This window comes from Leifsonia sp. NPDC056824 (assembly GCF_042789575.1).
Taxonomy (GTDB): Bacteria; Actinomycetota; Actinomycetes; order Actinomycetales; family Microbacteriaceae; genus Leifsonia.
This window is the reverse complement of the sequence record NZ_JBHUAV010000003.1, coordinates 115,761-133,621: the sequence shown is the minus strand read 5'-3', so window position 1 is coordinate 133,621 and position 17,861 is coordinate 115,761. Positions and strand designations below refer to the sequence as shown.

The 17,861-nt window shown below is 71.5% G+C and carries 12 protein-coding genes, 1 tRNA gene and 1 other RNA gene; 1 reads left to right on the top strand and 13 read right to left on the bottom strand.

Annotated features, from left to right (window positions below; all coding sequences use genetic code 11):
• Window positions 1–3: 3 nt before the first annotated feature.
• The 8 genes from ACFRFH_RS13515 to ffs form a co-directional block, all read right to left on the bottom strand.
• Entirely contained in the window at window positions 4–2,415 is a 2,412-nt protein-coding gene (locus ACFRFH_RS13515; protein ID WP_382463524.1) for a DNA polymerase III subunit gamma and tau, read from the bottom strand.
• A gap of 80 nt (window positions 2,416–2,495) precedes the next feature.
• On the bottom strand, window positions 2,496–3,767 hold the full coding sequence (locus tag ACFRFH_RS13510) for an acyl-CoA thioesterase/BAAT N-terminal domain-containing protein (RefSeq protein WP_382463523.1): 1,272 nt from the start codon (window positions 3,765–3,767) through the stop codon (window positions 2,496–2,498).
• A complete protein-coding gene (locus ACFRFH_RS13505) occupies window positions 3,764–5,077 on the bottom strand; it encodes an acyl-CoA thioesterase/BAAT N-terminal domain-containing protein (RefSeq protein ID WP_382463522.1) in 1,314 nt (437 codons plus the stop codon). The genes ACFRFH_RS13510 and ACFRFH_RS13505 overlap by 4 nt, the downstream gene beginning before the upstream one ends.
• Complete coding sequence (locus ACFRFH_RS13500) at window positions 5,074–6,435, bottom strand: acyl-CoA thioesterase/BAAT N-terminal domain-containing protein (protein WP_382463521.1); 1,362 nt, start codon at window positions 6,433–6,435, stop codon at window positions 5,074–5,076. The genes ACFRFH_RS13505 and ACFRFH_RS13500 overlap by 4 nt, the downstream gene beginning before the upstream one ends.
• Window positions 6,436–6,450: 15 nt before the next feature.
• Window positions 6,451–7,644 carry an acetate/propionate family kinase gene (locus ACFRFH_RS13495; RefSeq protein ID WP_382463520.1) on the bottom strand — a complete coding sequence of 398 codons (1,194 nt, stop codon included), beginning with the start codon at window positions 7,642–7,644 and terminating at the stop codon, window positions 6,451–6,453.
• Window positions 7,641–9,779: a phosphate acetyltransferase gene (gene pta, locus ACFRFH_RS13490; RefSeq protein ID WP_382463519.1), complete on the bottom strand. Its 2,139-nt coding sequence runs from the start codon at window positions 9,777–9,779 to the stop codon at window positions 7,641–7,643. The genes ACFRFH_RS13495 and pta overlap by 4 nt, the downstream gene beginning before the upstream one ends.
• 2 nt (window positions 9,780–9,781) lie before the next feature.
• On the bottom strand, window positions 9,782–11,212 hold the full coding sequence (locus ACFRFH_RS13485) for a DUF1254 domain-containing protein (protein WP_382463518.1): 1,431 nt from the start codon (window positions 11,210–11,212) through the stop codon (window positions 9,782–9,784).
• A gap of 118 nt (window positions 11,213–11,330) precedes the next feature.
• An RNA gene (gene ffs / locus ACFRFH_RS13480) (signal recognition particle sRNA small type) lies at window positions 11,331–11,427 on the bottom strand.
• Between the two features lie 99 nt (window positions 11,428–11,526).
• On the opposite strand from ffs, the gene ACFRFH_RS13475 reads away from it, so the two are divergent.
• Window positions 11,527–11,614, top strand: a tRNA-Ser gene (locus ACFRFH_RS13475).
• 90 nt (window positions 11,615–11,704) lie between these two features.
• Here the strand turns inward: ACFRFH_RS13475 and ACFRFH_RS13470 are convergent.
• From ACFRFH_RS13470 to ACFRFH_RS13450, 5 genes are all read right to left on the bottom strand, one after another.
• Entirely contained in the window at window positions 11,705–12,490 is a 786-nt protein-coding gene (locus ACFRFH_RS13470) for a hydroxypyruvate isomerase family protein (RefSeq protein WP_382463517.1), read from the bottom strand.
• The gene (locus ACFRFH_RS13465) at window positions 12,487–14,502 is read right to left on the bottom strand and encodes a beta-galactosidase (protein WP_382463516.1); all 2,016 of its coding nucleotides are present in this window, start codon (window positions 14,500–14,502) and stop codon (window positions 12,487–12,489) included. Before ACFRFH_RS13465 ends, ACFRFH_RS13470 begins: the two co-directional genes overlap by 4 nt.
• 5 nt (window positions 14,503–14,507) lie before the next feature.
• Window positions 14,508–15,449 carry a carbohydrate ABC transporter permease gene (locus tag ACFRFH_RS13460; protein WP_382463515.1) on the bottom strand — a complete coding sequence of 314 codons (942 nt, stop codon included), beginning with the start codon at window positions 15,447–15,449 and terminating at the stop codon, window positions 14,508–14,510.
• Window positions 15,442–16,395 (bottom strand): carbohydrate ABC transporter permease, encoded by a 954-nt coding sequence (locus ACFRFH_RS13455; RefSeq protein ID WP_382463514.1) that lies wholly within the window; start codon window positions 16,393–16,395, stop codon window positions 15,442–15,444. The genes ACFRFH_RS13460 and ACFRFH_RS13455 overlap by 8 nt, the downstream gene beginning before the upstream one ends.
• A 77-nt stretch (window positions 16,396–16,472) precedes the next feature.
• Window positions 16,473–17,831 carry an ABC transporter substrate-binding protein gene (locus ACFRFH_RS13450; RefSeq protein ID WP_382463513.1) on the bottom strand — a complete coding sequence of 453 codons (1,359 nt, stop codon included), beginning with the start codon at window positions 17,829–17,831 and terminating at the stop codon, window positions 16,473–16,475.
• Window positions 17,832–17,861: the final 30 nt, after the last annotated feature.

Here is a 17,861-nt window from a genome sequence, read left to right as displayed (position 1 = left end):
GCCTTACCTCATGCCGTTCATGGGAGGGGCGGGCTGCTCCTCCAGGAAGCGTGCGCCGAGGATCTCGCGGACGACGGCCTCCCCGTAGCGCTGCGGGGCCTGGAAGGTGGGCGTGCGGGCGCCGGAGGCGGGGGCGGAGCGCTCGGGGGTGGCGGGACGTTCTGCGGTGGGGCGCTCGGCCACGGGACGTTCTGGGGCCTGGCGCTCGGCAGCAGGGCGCGGGGCGGTGCGCTGTGGCGCTGCGGCGGGCACGACCGTCTCGGCGGTGGACGGTGCTGCCGCCCAGTCGCCCTCAGGCTCTTCCGGTACCTCGGACTCGTAGGGAGGCTCGATCTCCTCCGGCGGCTCCAGGTCGTCCGGCGCCACCTCGTCGGTCGCGGGAGCCGCGGCAGCTGGCGCGGCCGCGCGCACGGGAGCGACCTGCGGACGTTCCAGGGTGGCGACGGCGGCGGCCGCGGACGCCGGGATCGCGACCGTCGCCCACTCGGTGACGGAGGCCGCCGGACCCGAAGCGGACGACGTGGGCGCAGCCGACGATGCCGGGGCACCGGGCGCCTTCGACGATGCGGGGCGCGCGGGGGCACTGCTCGCAGACCCGTCCCCGTCGGCTCCGGGCCACGTCGGCGCCTCCGGGGCGGAGGGCGCTCCCGCGGACGGGCGCGGAGACGCTCCACCCGCGGGCGAGCCGTCGGCGCGCGCGATGAACTTGACCCGGATGCCCAGGATGTCGATGATCGCCTGGCGGAGGTACTCGCTCACGCCCTGGCCGCCCTGCGTCTGCGGCTGGCGGAAGCTCTGCACGTCGTTGTCGCTCGGGAACGACAGCGTCAGCACGTCGTCGTTGAGCGCGCGGACCTGGGCGGTGAACACCACCATCCACGCGCTGCGCTTGGCGCGCTGCACGGCGTCGAGGATCTGCGGCCAGGAGTCCTTGACCTGCTGCGTGCTCACGGCGCCGACGGCCGCGGGCGCAGCGGGAGCCTCGGGCGCAGCGACCGGCTCGGGAGCCGCCGGAGCCGGAGTCGGCTCCGCGGTCTTCGCGGGAGGCTCGACGGGCTCCGGCGCGGCCGGCGTCGAGACCGGGGCGGCCACCGGCGCCGAAGCAGCCGGCGCAGGAGCAGGCGCGGCCGCCGGAGAAGGAGCAGGCGCGGGCACCGAAGCACGAGCAGGAGCAGGCACCGAAGCACGAGCAGGAGCAGGAGCAGCGGTGGCCGCAGGCGCAGCACCCTCCCCCGCCCCACCCGCGTCACTCACTCCGACCCGCCGCTCCAGCCGCTCGACACGCGCCAGCGCCCCACGCTCGCTGTCGTCGCTCGACGGCACCAGGACGCGCGCGATCATCAGCTCCAGGTGCAGGCGCGGCGACGTCGCGCCGGTCATCTCGGTGAGCGCGGCGTTCACGATGTCGGCGGCCCGGCTGAGCTCGGCCGCGCCGAACTTCATCGCCTGGACGCCCATCCGGTCGAGCTCGTCCTGCGGCACCCCGCGCAGCACCGCGGCCGCACCGTCGACGCTCGTCGCGGCGACCACGATCAGGTCGCGCAGCCGCTCCAGGAGGTCGTCCACGAAGCGCCGCGGGTCCTGCCCCGTCTGGATGACGCGGTCCACGGCCGCGAACGCACCGGCCGCGTCGCGCGCGGCGATGGCGTCGATGACCTCGTCCAGCAGCGCGGCGTGCGTGTAGCCGAGGAGGGCGACGGCGCGCTCGTACTCGATGCTGCTGCCCTCGGAGCCGGCCATCAGCTGGTCGAGCAGGGAGAGCGTGTCTCGCGGCGAGCCGCCTCCGGCGCGCACCACCAGGGGCAGCACGCCAGGCGCGACCGTCATCCCTTCGCTGTCGCACAGCTGCTGGACGTACTCCAGCATCTGCGCGGGCGGCACCAGCCGGAACGGGTAGTGGTGCGTGCGCGAGCGGATCGTGCCGATGACCTTCTCGGGCTCCGTGGTCGCGAAGATGAACTTCACATGCTCCGGCGGCTCCTCCACGATCTTCAGCAGGGCGTTGAAGCCCTGCGGCGTGACCATGTGCGCCTCGTCGAGGATGAAGATCTTGTAGCGGTCGCGGGCGGGGGCGAATATGGCGCGCTCGCGGATGTCGCGGGCGTCGTCGACACCGTTGTGGCTGGCGGCGTCGATCTCGACCACGTCGAGCGATCCGGAGCCGTCGCGGCTCAGCTCGACGCAGCTCTCGCACTTTCCGCACGGGGTGTCGGTGGGGCCCTCCGCGCAGTTGAGGCAGCGGGCGAGGATGCGGGCCGACGTGGTCTTGCCGCAGCCGCGCGGCCCGGAGAACAGATAGGCGTGGTTGACCCGGTTGGTGCGCAGCGCCGTCATCAGCGGCTCGGTCACCTGCGATTGGCCGATCATGTCGGCGAAGGTGTCGGGCCGATAGCGGCGATACAGAGCGGTTACCACCCACACATGCTACTTGCCGCGACTGACATTCCGGCCGTTCCGGGGAACTCCCGCGCCGGCTCGGCCGGCCGGGCCCGCGGTCAGTGCCCCGGCACCGAGGACGGCGCCGTCAGCGCGGCCATGATGTCCGCCCAGAGCGCTTCCCGCGCGCGCTCCGTGGGCTGCGCGGCGGAGCCGGCCGGCAGCAGCAGCGGCGTGTACGGCGGCAGGTAGAAGAGGTGCGTCGCGCCCGGCGCGATCAGGTACGCGTCGCCCTCCTCCAGGGGACGCTTGCGCGCCCCGGCCGCCAGCCAGGCGCAGCCGTTCGCGATCTCCTCGTCTCGTCCGGCGCAGCCGAGCACGACGGGACCGGGGATGCGCTGGATGTCGAGCACGGCGGCGGGCACCGGATCGTGCGTGCCCGTCGTGCACGGCACCCAGGCGCCGCCGACCGTCACGGCCGGGCTCGGCACCGGGGACGGGCAGATCAGCCCGGTGGTGCCGCCCGGCGCGATCGCGCCGTAGACGGTGCCCGGATACGCGGAGGCCGCCCAGAGGGCGAGCTGCGCACCGCGCGAGGCGCCGAAGGTGAAGATCCGCTGGCCGTCCACTCCCGGCTGCGACTTGAGCCAGCTCAGGGCGGAGAGGAACCGCTCAGCGGGGAGGCTGCGCACCGGGTCGAGCTGCCCGGCGGAGCCGTAGGTGGAGAGGTCGAGCGTCGGGAAGCCGAAGGCCGCGAGCGTCGCCGACACGAGCACGCCGGTCGGCTCCCCCGGATCGGTGCCGTCGAACACGATGATCCCCGGCCGCACGCCCTCCGTCGAGCTCGTCGGCTGGAAGAAGTCGCCGGTGATCCCGTCGTCGAACACCGCGCGCGACGGCGCAGCCACCGACAGCCCGGTGCGCTGCACCCGGGTCTCCGCGACCCGGCGGCCGCCGACCGAGGCCTGGAGGTCGACCGAGAACGACGAGCCGCCCCAGGTCACGTCGGAGGTCGCCGCCTCCCCCGTGCTGCTGCGCATCGTCCAGAACAGGCCCATGCCGTCCGCCCCGGTGAACGGCGCCTCCAGCGGGACGTCGCGCGCGAGGTCGACCACGCCGTCGGCCGGGACGGCGTAGACCGCCTGCGACGACCACAGGGCGCCCGGGACCAGCGACGCGCGGATCGTCACCTCCTGGCCTGGCGGCAGCGCGAGGACCTGGATGCCGACCGGCTGCCACACCGGGCTCGGGTTGGCGCTCAGCGCGAAGCGCGGTCCGGCCGCGCCCTGCTGGGTGCCGCAGCCCACCAGCGCGACCGCGGCGAGCACGACGCCGGCCAGCGCCGCGAGCACGCGGCGCGCGGCGGGGCGGGACGTCCTGGCGGGGTTCACGGTCCGATGGCTCCTTCCAGCAACGCGGTCACCCGCGACCAGAATGCCACCCTGGCGTCCTCGGTTGCCTGCGCCGTGGCCGGTGGGAGGCCGCCGAGTCCGATCGGCAGCATCGGCGGCGCGCTCAGCTCGTGCGCCGAGCCGGGGGCGATCAGCGTCTCCCCCAGCGCCCGCGCGCCGCGCTCGTCCGCCCCGGCGCGGGTCCAGTCGCACGCGCTCGGGAGCAGCTCGTCGGCCGTCCCGCAGGCGAGCAGCAGCGGCCCCGGGATGCGGTTCAGCGGCAGGATGGGCGTGTCCGCGATCCGGCTGTTCGGGCTCGCGCACGGCACCGCGCGGCCCTCGTTCAGCAGGGTGGGCGCGCCGGACGACGACGCGCACAGCTCGGCGGTCGGTCCGCTCGCGGAAATGGCGCCGTAGACCGACTGCGGCTCGCTCGCCGCGAACCAGAGCGCGAGCGGGGCCGCGCGGCCGGTGCCGTAGACGATGATGCGGTTCGGGTCGACGCCCGGGTCCCGCGCGAGCCAGGCGCGCGCGGCGTCGAAGGCCTCCACCGAGAGGGCGGCCGAGCCCGGGATCTGCCCCTCCGGCCCGAAGGCGGGGAGCAGGAGCACGGGGAAGCCGATCGCGGCGATCCGGCGCGCGGCGAAGGCGCCGGACGCGGCGTCGTCGTCGCCGTCGATGAGGACGACGCCGGGCCGCGGATGCACGAGCGTCGGCAGCGGGGTGAACAGGATGCCCGCCCGCAGCGCCGAGCTCTGGTCGGCGGAGGGCGCGGCGGCGGAGGCCGCGGCGCCGGCAGGGACGGCGGCTCTGGCGAGAGCGTCCACCGTCACGACGCGCCCGACGCTCTGGGCGGACAGGGGCGTGCGCGGCACCCGGGCGGCGGCGACGCGGACGCCCTGCTGCTCGGCGGTGAGCTCGATCTGGACAGGGCCCTCGGCCCAGGCGCGTTCGAGCTGCGTCTGGCTGAGCGAGGGTCCGGACATGCTCCAGAGCGGCGCGGCGGCGTCCGGCCGCACGTACGGGGCGGTGATCGGCTGCTGGGAGGAGAGGTCGACCCGGCCGCTGGGCGGCACGGCGTAGAGGGCGCGGGAGGTCCAGGTCCCCGCGATCGTGGTCGCGGTGGCGCGGAGGACGACGTCCTCCCCCGGCGCCAGCCCGGTGAGCGAGACGACGACCGGGTCGGCGGTGGCGTTCCCGAAGCGCGCGACCACGATGCGGGCGCCGCCGGCCGGTGCGACACAGCCGGTGAGGGCCGCGACCGCGACGATCGCGGCAGCGGCGGCGAGCGCGCGCAGCCGGCCCCTCACGACAGCACCGCCCGCAGCAGCAGCTGCCCGACCGCGTTCCAGAACGCGATCCGCGCCTGCTCGGTCGCCTGGCCGTCCGCACCCGATCCGTCGCCGGGGACCGGCAGAGCGATGGGGAGGCCGGGCGGCACCGTGACCGCGTGCGCCGCGCCCAGGCCAACGAGCAGCTTGTCGCCCGCGCGCGGCGCCCGGGTGGCGGTGAGCTCCTGCTGCACGGCGCACGCGCCAGGGAACACCCGGTCCACCTGGCCGCAGGTCAGGACGACCGGTCCGTTCACGCCGGTCAGCGGCGGCGCGGCCGTCGTCCCGACGCCCGGGCTGCGCTCGCAGGGCACGCCGACACCGCCCTCGAAGACCGGCGACGCGCTCGATCCCGCGAGGCAGAGCAGCTCGGCGGGCCCTCCGCCGGCGAACAGCCCGTGCAGCCGGGTCGGGAACCGGGTCGCCGCCCAGATCGCGAGCTGCTCCGACGCTCCGGTGCCGTAGACGAAGACGTGGCGCGCGTCGACCGACGCGAGCCGGTCCAGCCAATCCAGGATCGCCGAAATCGTCCCGGCGTCGGTCACCGTGGAGAGGTGCACGCCGTCCGCCGAGGTCATCGGCACGACGAACACCGAGGCGCCGAACTGCGAGAGCAGTGCCGCCGTAAAGTCCGCCGACGCCCCGGATTCCGGATCATCGAACATCAGCACAGCCGGACCGGACGGCCGCTCGAGGGACGACGCGTCGTAGAACCGGCCGATCGGCGAGTCCTCGTGCGTCTCGTGCGGCGGGAGCGCGAGGGCGCCCGACGGCGCGAGGTCGTGCGTGAAGATGGTGTGGCCGCGCATCGTGCCGCCCAGCCCCTCCAGCCGGAACGTGCGCCGGGCGACGACCCGGTCGCCGTCGCTCGCGGTCAGCGTCACTGGGTTGGTGTCCACCATCCACTGCTGGACCAGGTCGTCGGGGCCGAGCTCCGGGCCGCGCAGCGACCAGAACAGGCCGGCCGAGTCCGGCGCGGCGAACGGCGCGAACAGCGGCTTGTCGCGCGCGAGGTCGACCGTCCCGTCGCCGGCGACGTCGTAGCTGGCGGCCGAGGTCCAGGTGCCGCGCGAGGAGTCGAGGGAGGCCGTGATCCGCACCCGGGTGCCCGGCTCGGCGTCGATCAGCTCCAGCGGGACCGGCCACAGCACGGAGCTGTAGCGGATCAGCGGCGGCGTGATGAACCGCGGGCCGACCTGGTTGCCGTCCGAGGCGCAGCCCGCCAGCGCGGCGCCGGCGACGAGCACCACGGCGACCGAGGCGGCGAGCGCCGGCCGCAGCCCGGCCTTCCGGGTGGACCTGCCGTCCCGCCCGGCTCCGTCGCCGCGCCGCCGCATGGTGCACCCGTCCGCTCAGCCCGCGCCCACCGCCTGCAGCGACTGACGGGCGATCTCCAGCTCTTCGTCGGTCGGCACGACGAGCACGGCCACGCGGGAGTCGTCGGTCGAGATGAGCCGCTCCTCCCGCGAGGGGCTCGCGTTGCGCTCGGGGTCGAGGCGGATGCCGAGCACCTCCAGGCCCGCGCAGACCTCGGCGCGCAGCCGGGCGTCGTTCTCGCCGACGCCGGCGGTGAAGGTCAGCACGTCGAGGCCGCCGAGCTCGGCCGTGTAGGCGCCGATGTAGTGCTTGAGCCGGTGCACGGTGGTGTCGAGCGCGAGGCGCGCAGCGGCGTCCCCGGACTCGGCGGCGTGGCGGACGTCCCGCATGTCGCCGTGGCCGGAGAGCCCGAGCAGGCCGCTGCGCCGGTTGAGCAGCTCGTCGAGGTCGTCGATGCCGAGACTGGCGCGCCGGGCCAGGTGCAGCAGCACCGCGGGGTCGAGGTCGCCGGAGCGGGTGCCCATGACGAGCCCCTCCAGCGGCGTCATCCCCATCGAGGTGTCGACCGAGCGGCCGGCGTCGACGGCGCAGACCGACGCACCGTTGCCGAGGTGGAGGACGATCTGCTTCAGCTCGCCGAGCGGCCGGCCGAGGAACTCCGCCGCCGCTGCCGACACGTACTTGTGCGAGGTGCCGTGGAAGCCGTACCGGCGGACCCGGTGCTTCTCGGCGAGCGCGGCGTCGATCGCGTAGGTGTAGGCCTCCGGCGCCAGCGTCTGGTGGAAGGCCGTGTCGAAGACCGCGACGTGCTCCACGTCGGGGAACGCCTTCTTCGCCGCGCGGATGCCCTGCAGGTTGGCCGGGTTGTGCAGCGGGGCGAGGTCGGAGAGGTCCTCGATGTTGATCTCCACCAGGTCGGTGACGATCGTCGGCTCGAAGAACCGCTTGCCGCCGTGGACCACCCGGTGTCCGACCGCGGCGAGCGGGTTCTCGTCCAGACTCGGGCCCTCGGCGGCGAACGCGTCGAGCATCACCCGGAAGGCGGCCGTGTGGTCGGGGATCGCGAGCGTGGTCTCCCACCTGCCGCCCGGTCCCGTGTGCCGGATGCTGCCGGAGGGCTCCCCGATGCGCTCGATGAGGCCGGAGGCCAGCGCCTCGTCGCTCCCGGCATCGATGAGCTGGTACTTCAGCGACGACGAGCCGCTGTTGACCACCAGGACGGCGCTCATGTCAGCGCCGCCTGGATCGCGGTGATGGCGACGGTGTCCACGATGTCCTCGACCGTCGCACCGCGGGACAGGTCGTTGATCGGCTTGCGGAGGCCCTGGAGGACCGGTCCGATCGCGACCGCTCCCGCGCTCCGCTGCACCGCCTTGTACGTGTTGTTGCCGGTGTTGAGGTCGGGGAAGATGAACACCGTCGCCCGGCCGGCGACCTGCGAGCCCGGCATCTTCGCCGCCGCGACCGCAGCATCCGCCGCCGCGTCGTACTGGATGGGACCGACGACCGCGAGTTCCGGCGCGCGCTCCTTGACCAGCTCGGTCGCCGTGCGCACCTTGTCCACGTCCGCGCCCGCTCCGGAGTCGCCGGTGGAGTAGGACAGCATCGCCACGCGCGGGTCGATGCCGAACTGCTCCGCCGTGCGCGCCGACGAGACGGCGATGTCGGCGAGCTGCCCGGCCGTCGGGTCCGGCACTACGGCGCAGTCGCCGTAGACCAGCACCCGGTCCGCCAGCGCCATCAGGAAAACGCTCGACACCACGGAGACGCCCGGCGTGGTCTTGATGATCTCGAACGCCGGCCGGATGGTGTGCGCCGTCGTGTGCGCGGCGCCGGACACCATCCCGTCGGCGAGGCCCAGGTGCACCATCATCGTTCCGAAGTAGGAGGCGTCGGTGACGGTGTCCGCTGCCTGGTCGACCGTGATGCCCTTGTGCGCACGCAGCTTCGCGTACTCGTTCGCGAACCGCAGCCGCAGCACGTCGTCGAACGGGCTCAGGACCTCCGCTTTGCCGATGTCCACGCCGAGCTCGATGGCGCGTGACCGCACCTCGAACGGCTCGCCGAGGATCGTCAGCCGGGCGACGCCGCGTGCCAGCAGCGTGGCGGCGGCGCGCAGGATGCGGTCGTCCTCCCCCTCCGGCAGCACGATGTGCTTGTCCGCGGCGCGGGCGCGCTCGATGAGGTCGTACTCGAACATGAGCGGCGTGACCACCGCGTGCCGGGAGACGTCCAGCAGGGCGAGCAGCCGCTCCGCGTCGACGTGGCGCTCGTACAGCGCGAGCGCGGTGTCGTACTTGCGCTGCGAGTCGGCGGCGAGCCGGCCGCGCGCGTGCGTGATGCGCACCACCGTGTCGTAGGTCTGCAGCGGCGTGCGGACGATCGGCAGCGGCGAGCGGAGGCCCGCGAGCAGCCGCTCGATCGGTTCGGGGAGGTCGAAGCCGCCGTTCAGGACGATGCCCGCGATGGACGGGAAGGTGCCGGACGCGTTGGCCATCAACACGGCGAGCAGCACTTCGGTGCGGTCGCCGGGGACGACCACGACCGCGCCCTCCGCGAGCCGCGGCAGCACGTTGTTCATCGACATGCCCGCGACCACGACGCCGAGCGCCTCGCGCGCCAGCAGTGCCTCGTCGCCCGCGATCAGCTCGGCGTCGGTGACCTCCATGATCGAGCGGATGCTCGGCGCGACCAGGAAGAGGTCCTCCGGGATCGCCCACACCGGAGGCAGCTCGGGGCCGGACGCCACGCTGCTCCCGGCGGCCGCGACCGCGCCGCCGACGGCGGCCACGATCTCGTCGAGCCGGTCGCCGTCCGCGCGGTTCGCGACGACCGCGACGACGCCGGCGTGCTCCTGGCGCAGCTCGGCGAGCGCCAGCTCCGCGAGCTGGCGCAGCTCCTCCGGCGACCGCGGATCGGCCTGCCCGAGCCGTTCGCCGAAGCCCTGGCCGATGCGGCCGCCCAGCACCAGCAGCACCGGCGCGCCGAGGTTCGCGGCGATGCGCGCGTTGTAGCCGAGCTCGGTCGGGCTGCCGACGTCGGTGTAGTCGGAGCCGAGGATGACGACCGCGTCGCAGCGCGCCTCCACCTCGTGGAAGCGCCGGACGATCTCACCGAGGGCCGCGTCGGCGTCGGCGTGCACGTCGTCGTAGGTGACGCCGATGGCCTCCTCGTAGCTGAGGTCGGCGGTCACCCGGCTGAGCAGCAGCTCGAGCACGTAGTCCCGTTCGACGGCGGAGCGCGCGATCGGCCGGAACACGCCGACGCGTTCGACGGAGTGCCGCAGCGACTCCAGGACGCCGAGCGCCACCGTCGACTTGCCGGTGTGTCCTTCCGCGGAGGTGATGTAGAGCGAACGGGCCACTTTCAGCGGGTCTCCTCGTCTGTGATGCTGTCTTCGATGCTGTCGATGCTGTCGATGCTGTCGATGCTGTCTGCGCTGTCGATGCTGTCCGTGCGTTCGATCGGCGCGAGGCGGTAGCTGCCCTCGAGCACGGCCGGGCCGGGGGCGTACAGCCGCAGCAGCGGCCGGAACTCCCCCTCCGGCGCGGGCAGCCAGTTGGCCGCGGCCTTCGCGTCGTCCGGCCGGGTCGCGCTGATCGTGATGGTCAGCCCGCCGTCGTCGTCGTAGACGATCCCGGGCGTCCGGTCGCCGATCGAGTACCGCCCGATCGGGTTCGTCACCAGGAAGAAGTGCGGGACGTCGTACATGGTCAGCGACCAGAACGCGTGCACGGGCGGGGTCGGGCTCAGGCGCAGCCGGTAGACGCGCGCCCCGCTGAGCTGTTCACCCGCTGCGTCCACGTAGGTCGGGAAGTAGGCGGCCTCGTACCCGTGGTTGCCCCACAGCCCCCCGAGCGCGGCGCCGGCCCGGCGGGCGTAGCGCGTGGTCGGGTCGGTGAGCTGCCAGCCGCGGCTGTCGAGCGCGCCGACCTCGAAGAAGTCGGTGTTGTAGTCGAAGACGTGGAGGTTCACCTGCCAGCCGCCGGTCGTCGGCACGGTCGTGTGCAGCGACGACTCCAGCGCCTGCTTGCCGACGGCGTAGCCCTCCTCGAGCGCGTCGCGGACGCCCTCCGGCAGCTCGGCGATCGGTGTCGCACCCGTCAGCCCGATCGGCTCGTAGGTCGCCAGCGCGTCCCGGTCGTGATCGGCAGGAGGGAACTCGCGCGACCACACCCGCAGCCGCTCGAAGAAGGTCAGCGCCTCCGTCGGGCCGGCCGCCACCTCCGGAATGCCCGCCGGCGGCGCGAACGTCTCGAGCGTCGGGGTGAGCGCGGTGGCGTCCTGGAGGGCGTGCACGGCGGGGAGGTCGTCCTCCCCCGCGACGGCCCAGCGCCCGACGACCGTGCCGACCCGGGTCGGGAAGCGGATGACGGTCGGATCGTCGTCCGCCTGCTCACCCTCCCAGCCGGGCGGGACGAGCAGGAACTCACCCGCCGCCGAGCCGGTGGCCCGCGTGCCGACGTAGGCGAAATTGTTCGTCCACGCGTCCACGAACTGGAGCACGTAGTACCGGTCGCCGACGGCGGGGACGGTGAGGCGGACGGGTCCGATACTCAGGTCGAGTTGCGCGATCGAGTACAAGGTGTCGTTGTTGACCGAGACGAAGGTGGTCTCCGGCCCGGCCAGCGTGCGCGCGTGCCCGAACGCGTTGAACGGCGTCGGCGGCACCGCGCCGAGCCCCTCGTGCGTGAACCGCCCGACCTGCTCCAGATCGAACACGAGCGGGAACCCGACCACGAACGCCTCGGAGGCGAGCTCGGCGATCCCCTGCTCGACGGCTTCCTGCTCGGTCATACCCGCACCTCGACTCGTCGGAGTGTCATTCTACAAAGCGTAGAACAATCTGGAGAATGGTGGTCAGCTGCTGTGCTGCCCACACTCTACGCGGCGCGTGTGACGGGTGCCTGAACACGAAAAAGACCCCCCACGCACCCGCCAGAGCCCGGTTACCCTTGCTGCGTTTCCGCCCTGGGGGAGTTGGCCTGGATGGCGCCACGTGGGGAGCCGGGAACAAGTCTAGCGGGTCCGACTGGGAGGCCGTGCACAGCGGGACCCCCGGCGTCCGCTAAGATATTGTGAGCCGTCGCCCGCAGGGTGATGGCAACCCAGGAGAATTCGCCTAGTGGCCTATGGCGCACGCTTGGAAAGCGTGTTGGGTGCAAGCCCTCGGGGGTTCGAATCCCCCATTCTCCGCCAACTTCCAGAGTTGACGAAGGCCCCGAGATCCGCGTGATTACACGGAAGTCGGGGCCTCTTCTCTCGCCCCCGCTCCCGCGCGCTCTGAACTCAACCGGATAGGTCGACGCGGTCGGCCAACGCTTCGACCTCCCGGAGAGAGTCGGCGGTCCCACGGCTCGGGACGTACTCCAACCCCCATCGTCCTGTGTAACCGAGATCCCGGAGGAGGCGGAACTGCGCCTCCCAGTCGATCGTGCCCGTCCCCGGCTCATGCCGGCCCGGGACATCGGCCACCTGGACGTGCCCCACCAGGCCGATGTTGTGGACGAGCTCGACCGCGAGGTCCTCTCCCATGACCAACGCGTGGTACGCGTCGAGCAGTAGTCGAAGCTGCGAGGCGCCGACTTCGCGCACGATGCCGAGGCCCTCCTGTGTCGACGACAGGTACGTCCCGACGTGGTCGACACGGGAGTTCAGCGGCTCCAGGAGGAGGGTGACGTCGCTGCCCTCGACGATCGCCGCAGCACGCGAAAGCACGGAGACGACCGCCGCGTGCTGCGCCCGACGCGGAACGCCGTCAATTTCCTGGCCCGCAACCACCACCAGATTCGGGGCTCCGAGCGCTAGCGCGACCTCCAGTGAGTCGCGCACACCCCCGAGGTAGCGATCATGAGTCGACGGGTCGGTGAGCTGAAGCTGCGGGTCGACGACGAGGGACAGGAGGGTGACCCCTGTCTCATCGAGTGCGATCCGGATGGCCTCCACGTCCTTGTCGCGCCAGCCCCAGATCTCGACGGCGTCGATTCCGTGGGCAGCCGCGGCGCGGATGCGGTCGGCGGTCGAATCGCCCACTTCGGTGAACAGCCATTCAAGGTTCGCGGCGATGCTGGTCAATGCGTTCGCTCCTCCGCGATGATCGCGACCCCCTGCCCGTGCAGCACGAGTCCTGCAGCGGCGGTTCCGCTGAGGACGTCGGTCCCGGGCAGTTCGAGTGTCACGGGTTCGTCGGTGTGGTTGATCGCGACGAGGTGGTCGCCGCGACGCACGAACTCCACGCCGGGCACGCGAGGAAGGCGGTCCACGCCGGCAAAGGTCAGCACATGATTCAGAAGGGCGGCCAGCGGTTCCAGGTCGAGGCGGGTGGCGACGTACCAGGCCTCACCGGAGCCCCGTGCGTGCTTGGTCACCGCCGGCAGACCGTCGAGCACGCCACCCCCGAACGTCGCTTCGACGTCCGCATCGTCGACGCGGACGTATTCGCCCCACTCGCTCGCGGAGGCTTCACCGCCCACGATGTCACCGACCACCTGTAGCGCAGGCGGCTCCCCGCCGCCGATCGCCGGGAGGTCCGGGGCGGCTGGCGGCGCGAACTCCTCCACCCATACCCCGAGCGTCCCGCGGAGCGGGCCGAGGTAGCCTCCGGTCCGCACATGCAGGTCCTCGTCGAGCACGCCGGTGAGGTAGCCGACGACCAGGGTGCCGCCGCCCGTTGCGTAGTGGTCGAGCGACTCCAGTTGAGCGTCGGAGGCGACGAACAGCGACGGCACGACCACCGCGCGATACCGGGTGAGGTCGTCGTCGGCCCGGGCGAAGTCCACGGTGGCGCCCGTCGCCGCGAGGGCGGCGTACCAGCCGAAGACGTCGACGAGGTAGTTCACCGCCGTCGGGGAGGCCTCCTGCTCGATGGCCCACCAGGAGTCCCAGTCGAACACGATCGCCACCTGCGCCGGCACGGAGGCCCCGAGTAGACCCTCCACTCCCGAGAGGCTCGCCAGCTCGGCGCCGAGCTGCTCCACTTCGCGGAAGACGCGCGTGTCCGTGCCGCCGTGTGGAACCATGCCGGCGTGGAACTTCTCGGCGCCCGCCACGGCTTGGCGCCACTGGAAGAAGAGAATCCCGTCGGCGCCACGCGCGACGCTCTGATAGGACCACGCCCGCATCTGGCCGGGCCGCTTGGCCGCGTTGCGTTCACGCCAGTTCACGGCGCCGGGAGACTGCTCCATCAGGAGCCACGGCTTGCCGCCGCCGAGGGAACGCATCAGGTCGCGCTGCATCGCGCCGTAGACCGGCGAGCGCGGGTCGGCGGGGTCGGGGTAGGAGTCGTCCGACACGATGTCGACCTCCTGCACCCACGCCCAGTAGTCGGCCGGTTTGAAGAAGCCCATGAAGTTCGTGGTGACCGGCAGGCTGGAGCGGGACCGGATGATCGCCTTCTCCGCCCGGAAGCACGCGAGCAGCTCGTCGGAGCTGAACCGGTCGAAGTCCAGGAGCTGCGTCGGGTTCTTGAAGCTCGGCGCCGCGCGCGGGGGCAGGATCTCGTCGAACCGGGCGTAATGCTGCGACCAGAACGCGGTCCCCCACGCCTCGTTCAGCGCGCCGATCGTCGCGTACTTCTCCTCCAGCCACACCCGGAAGGCCGACGCCGACGCGTCGCAGTAGCAGTGGCTGACGTGGCAGCCGTACTCGTTGTTGACGTGCCACAGCTCCAGCGCCGGGTGCTCCGCGTAGCGGTCGACGATCGCCTGCATCAGCCGGGCGGCATACCGCCGGTAGACCGGCGAGCTCGGACAGTACGCCTGCCTGCTGCCAGACCACAGGGTGACCCCCTCGGCCGTGACGGGCAGCATCTCCGGATGCTTCATGGCCAGCCAGGGCGGCGGCGAGGCCGTCGCCGTGGCCAGGTCGATCCGCACCCCTCCCGCGTGCAGCAGGTCGAGCACCTCGTCGAGCCACGCGAAGTCGAACGCGCCGTCCCGCGGCTCGATCCGCGCCCACGAGAAGATGCCGACCGACACCAGGTTCACCCCGGCCCGATTCATCAGCTCCACATCTTCGCGCCAGACCTCGGGGTCCCACTGCTCGGGGTTGTAGTCGCCGCCGTAGGCGAAACCTCGTGCCTGCAACATGTCGGTCACTCTTTCACGCTCCCGCTCGCCAAACCCGTGGTCCAGTACCGCTGCAAGAAGAGGAACGCGATCACCAGCGGGATGATCGACACCAGCGAACCCGTGATGACGACGGAGAACAGCGCCTGCGACCCGCCGCCCGCGGCGCTCGTCGCCTGCTGCTGGGCGAGGCCGACGGTGAGCGGGTAGAGCTGGGAGCTGTTCAGCATGATCAGCGGGAGGAAGTAGTTGTTCCAGGTGCCGACCAGGGCGAACAGGAACACCGTGACGATGCCCGGCGCGAGCAGCCGCAGACCCACCTGCCAGAAGATGCGGAACTCGCCCGCTCCATCCACCCTGCCCGCCTCGATCATCGAGTCGGGGATGGCGTCGGCGGCGTAGACCCGCATGAGGAAGACGCCGAAGGGGCTGACCAGCGACGGGACGATGACCGCGGCGGGGGTGTTCGTGATGCCGAGCTGGCTGAACATCAGATAGGTGGGCAGCGCCAGCGCGGTGAGGGGGATCATGATCGCACCGAGCACGACGCTGAACATGAGGATCGCGCCGGGGAAGCGGTATTTGGCGAAGGCGTAGCCGGCCATGGTCGCCAGCAGCGACGCGCCGACCGCGCTGACGAGCGCGTAGACGAGCGTGTTGATCGCCCAGTGGACGTAGATGCCGTTCTGCGCGGTGAAGACCGCGCCGATGTTGGTGAACAGCTCGAACGTGTGGCCGAAGGCGAAGCCGAAGGTGGTGAACAGGTCGCCGTTGCTCTTGGTCGACGCGATGAACAGCCAGACGATCGGGAGCACGAAGTACAGCGCGCAGATCCAGAGCAGCACCGTCAGCAGCGTGCTCCGCCGGGTCTCGCGGTTGTAGGACTTCGTCCGGCCGCGGGTGTTGCGGCGGCGCGGCGCGGCGGTCGTGACAGGTGTCGGACCCGGGCGGGTCGTCGTGTCAGTCATTGCGGGCCTCCTTCCGCTGGGTGGTGAGCTGTACGACGTAGGACACGACCGCGATCACGAGTCCCAGCAGGAAGGCGATCGCCGCAGCGTAGTTGACGTCTTGGTTGGTGAACGCGAGGTTGTACGCGTAGTAGTTGGGCGTGTAGCCGTTGTCGATCACGTTCGGCGCGATCGAGTGCAGCAGGCTCGGCTCGTTGAAGAGCTGGAACGTTCCGATGATCGAGAAGATCACCGTCAGGATGATCGCCGGGCGGATGCCGGGGATCTTGATGCTCCAGGCGACCCGCCACTGGCTGGCGCCGTCGATCTCGGCGGCCTCGAACAGCTCCGTCGGGATCGACCGCAGGGCCGCGTACATGATGATCATGTTGTAGCCGACGAACGCCCAGGTCACGATGTTCATCATCGAGCCGAGCATGTTCCCCGCGCCGAGCAGATCGGGGGCCGCGAGTCCGATGGCCCGGAAGGTCTGGGCGATCGGGCCGAAGTCGTTGCCGTACAGGTAGCCCCACATCAGGGTCGCGACCACGCCCGGCACGGCGAACGGCAGGAAGATCAACAGCCGGAGGGCGACGGACCCGCGCACCCGGCCGCTGTCGAGCGCGAGGGCGAAGAACAGCGACAGGGCCAGCATGATCGGCACCTGGATGACCAGGAAGAGCGCCATCCGCCCGAGCCCGGCAAGGAAGTCGGGATCGGTGAACGCACGGACGTAGTTGGTGAACCACGCGAACGTCTGGCCGCCGATGAGCTGCGTCGTGAACAGGCTGAGGTACCCGGAGTAGAAGAGCGGCAGGAGCAGCATGACGACGAAGACGATCATGAACGGCGCCACGAACAGGTAGGCCGCGCGGTTGAGCCGCCGCTGGTTGGCGTTGCGCCGGCGGCGCGGCTGAGCCGCGGCCTCCTTCGCTCGCACCCGGCCGGGTGCGACGGACTGGGTCATGATGAACTCCCTTGTTCGATCCTGTGCCGATCCGGCCGGCGGCGGAGCCTGCGCCGCCGCCGGCCGAGGTGGCGGTCCTACTTGTTGACGGAGAAGCCCTGCTGGGTGCCGTACGTGACGAGCGCCTTCTGCCAGGCGTCGAGCCCGGCCGAGAGGTCGCCCTTGGCCGCGAGCGCCTTACCGACAGTCTCGGTGTAGCTCGAGTACGCGTAGTCCATGTACGGCAGCCAGTCGAACTTCGTGTCGACCGTGGTCGAGATGCCCGCGAACAGCTCGTTCACCTTCTGGCCGCCGTAGAACGGCGCCTGCTGGTCGACGAACTGCGGGTCCTGCAGCGTCGCGGTCGACGTCGGGAACAGGAACTGCTTGTTCGCGAACATCAACGTGGACTCCGGGTCGTTATTGATGAACTTGGCCAGCTCGTACGCGGCGATCGGGTTCTTCGTCGTCTTCAGCACCGCGTCGGACGAACCGCCCCAGTTACCGGATGCCGCCTTCACTCCCGGCGTCTGCGGCAGCTCGGCGGCTCGCCAGAGCCCGGAGGTCTTGCCCGCGGTGCCCTGGAGGAACACCGGAGCCCACGCAGCGGTGAGCCAGCCGGCGTACTTGCCGTTCGCCAGACCCTGGTACCAGCTGTCGGTGAAGTCGGGGTCGGTCGAGACGTAGCCCTTCTGGATCAGGTCCTGCCAGTACGCGGCGACCTTCTTCGCCTCCGCGCTGTTGACGTTCACCGTCACGCCCTTCTTGCCGTCGTAGCCGAACGGCTTGACCCCGGCCTGCCACAGCAGCCCCAGCATCTGGCCGGCCTGGCCGGAGGCGAGGTTCGACATGTACACGCCGGTCTTCTCCTTGACGGTCGCGGCATCGGCCGCATACTCGTCCCAGGTCTTCGGCGCCGAAGTCACCCCGGCCTTCGACAGGATGTCCTCGCGGTAGAGGTTGCCCATCGGGCCGGAGTCCTGCGGGATGGCGTAGATGCCGTCGTTCTGCTTGACCTGGTTCCAGACCCACGGCACGTACTGGCTGCCGAGCCCGGAGGCGCCGTACGGGTTGAGGTTGAGGAGCGAGTCGGTGACCGTGAAGGAGGAGATGTACTGGAACTCCATCTGCGCCACGTCGGGAGCACCCTTGCCCGCCTTCAGCGCCGTGCGCAGCTTCTGGTAGTGCGCGGCGCCCTGGCCGACGTTCTCGACGTCGACCGTGATCGCCGGGTACTTCTTCTCGAAGAGCGCCACCTCGTTCTTGATGTTGGGCACCCACGTCCAGAAGGTGAGGTTCGTCGGCGTCTTCATCGCCTTGTCGATCTCAGCCTGGCTGACCGGCTTGGTGGTGTCCGACGACCCGCTGCCCCCGCCGGTGCAGCCGGTGAGCACGAGCGCGGCAGCCAGGAGGCCCGTGCCCAGCGCCAGTGCTGATCTCGGTGCTTTCTTCCTCATGTGCGTTTCTCTTTCTCTTGGTTGAATCAG

Excerpts from the sequence above, each read along its gene's own strand:
- ACFRFH_RS13500 (WP_382463521.1), bottom strand. The coding sequence starts at position 6,435 with ATGCGGCGGCGCGGCGACGGAGCCGGGCGGGACGGCAGGTCCACCCGG.
- ACFRFH_RS13495 (WP_382463520.1), bottom strand. The coding sequence starts at position 7,644 with ATGAGCGCCGTCCTGGTGGTCAACAGCGGCTCGTCGTCGCTGAAGTAC.
- ACFRFH_RS13485 (WP_382463518.1), bottom strand. The coding sequence starts at position 11,212 with ATGACCGAGCAGGAAGCCGTCGAGCAGGGGATCGCCGAGCTCGCCTCC.
- ACFRFH_RS13465 (WP_382463516.1), bottom strand. The coding sequence starts at position 14,502 with ATGTTGCAGGCACGAGGTTTCGCCTACGGCGGCGACTACAACCCCGAG.
- ACFRFH_RS13460 (WP_382463515.1), bottom strand. The coding sequence starts at position 15,449 with ATGACTGACACGACGACCCGCCCGGGTCCGACACCTGTCACGACCGCC.
- ACFRFH_RS13455 (WP_382463514.1), bottom strand. The coding sequence starts at position 16,395 with ATGACCCAGTCCGTCGCACCCGGCCGGGTGCGAGCGAAGGAGGCCGCG.
- ACFRFH_RS13450 (WP_382463513.1), bottom strand. The coding sequence starts at position 17,831 with ATGAGGAAGAAAGCACCGAGATCAGCACTGGCGCTGGGCACGGGCCTC.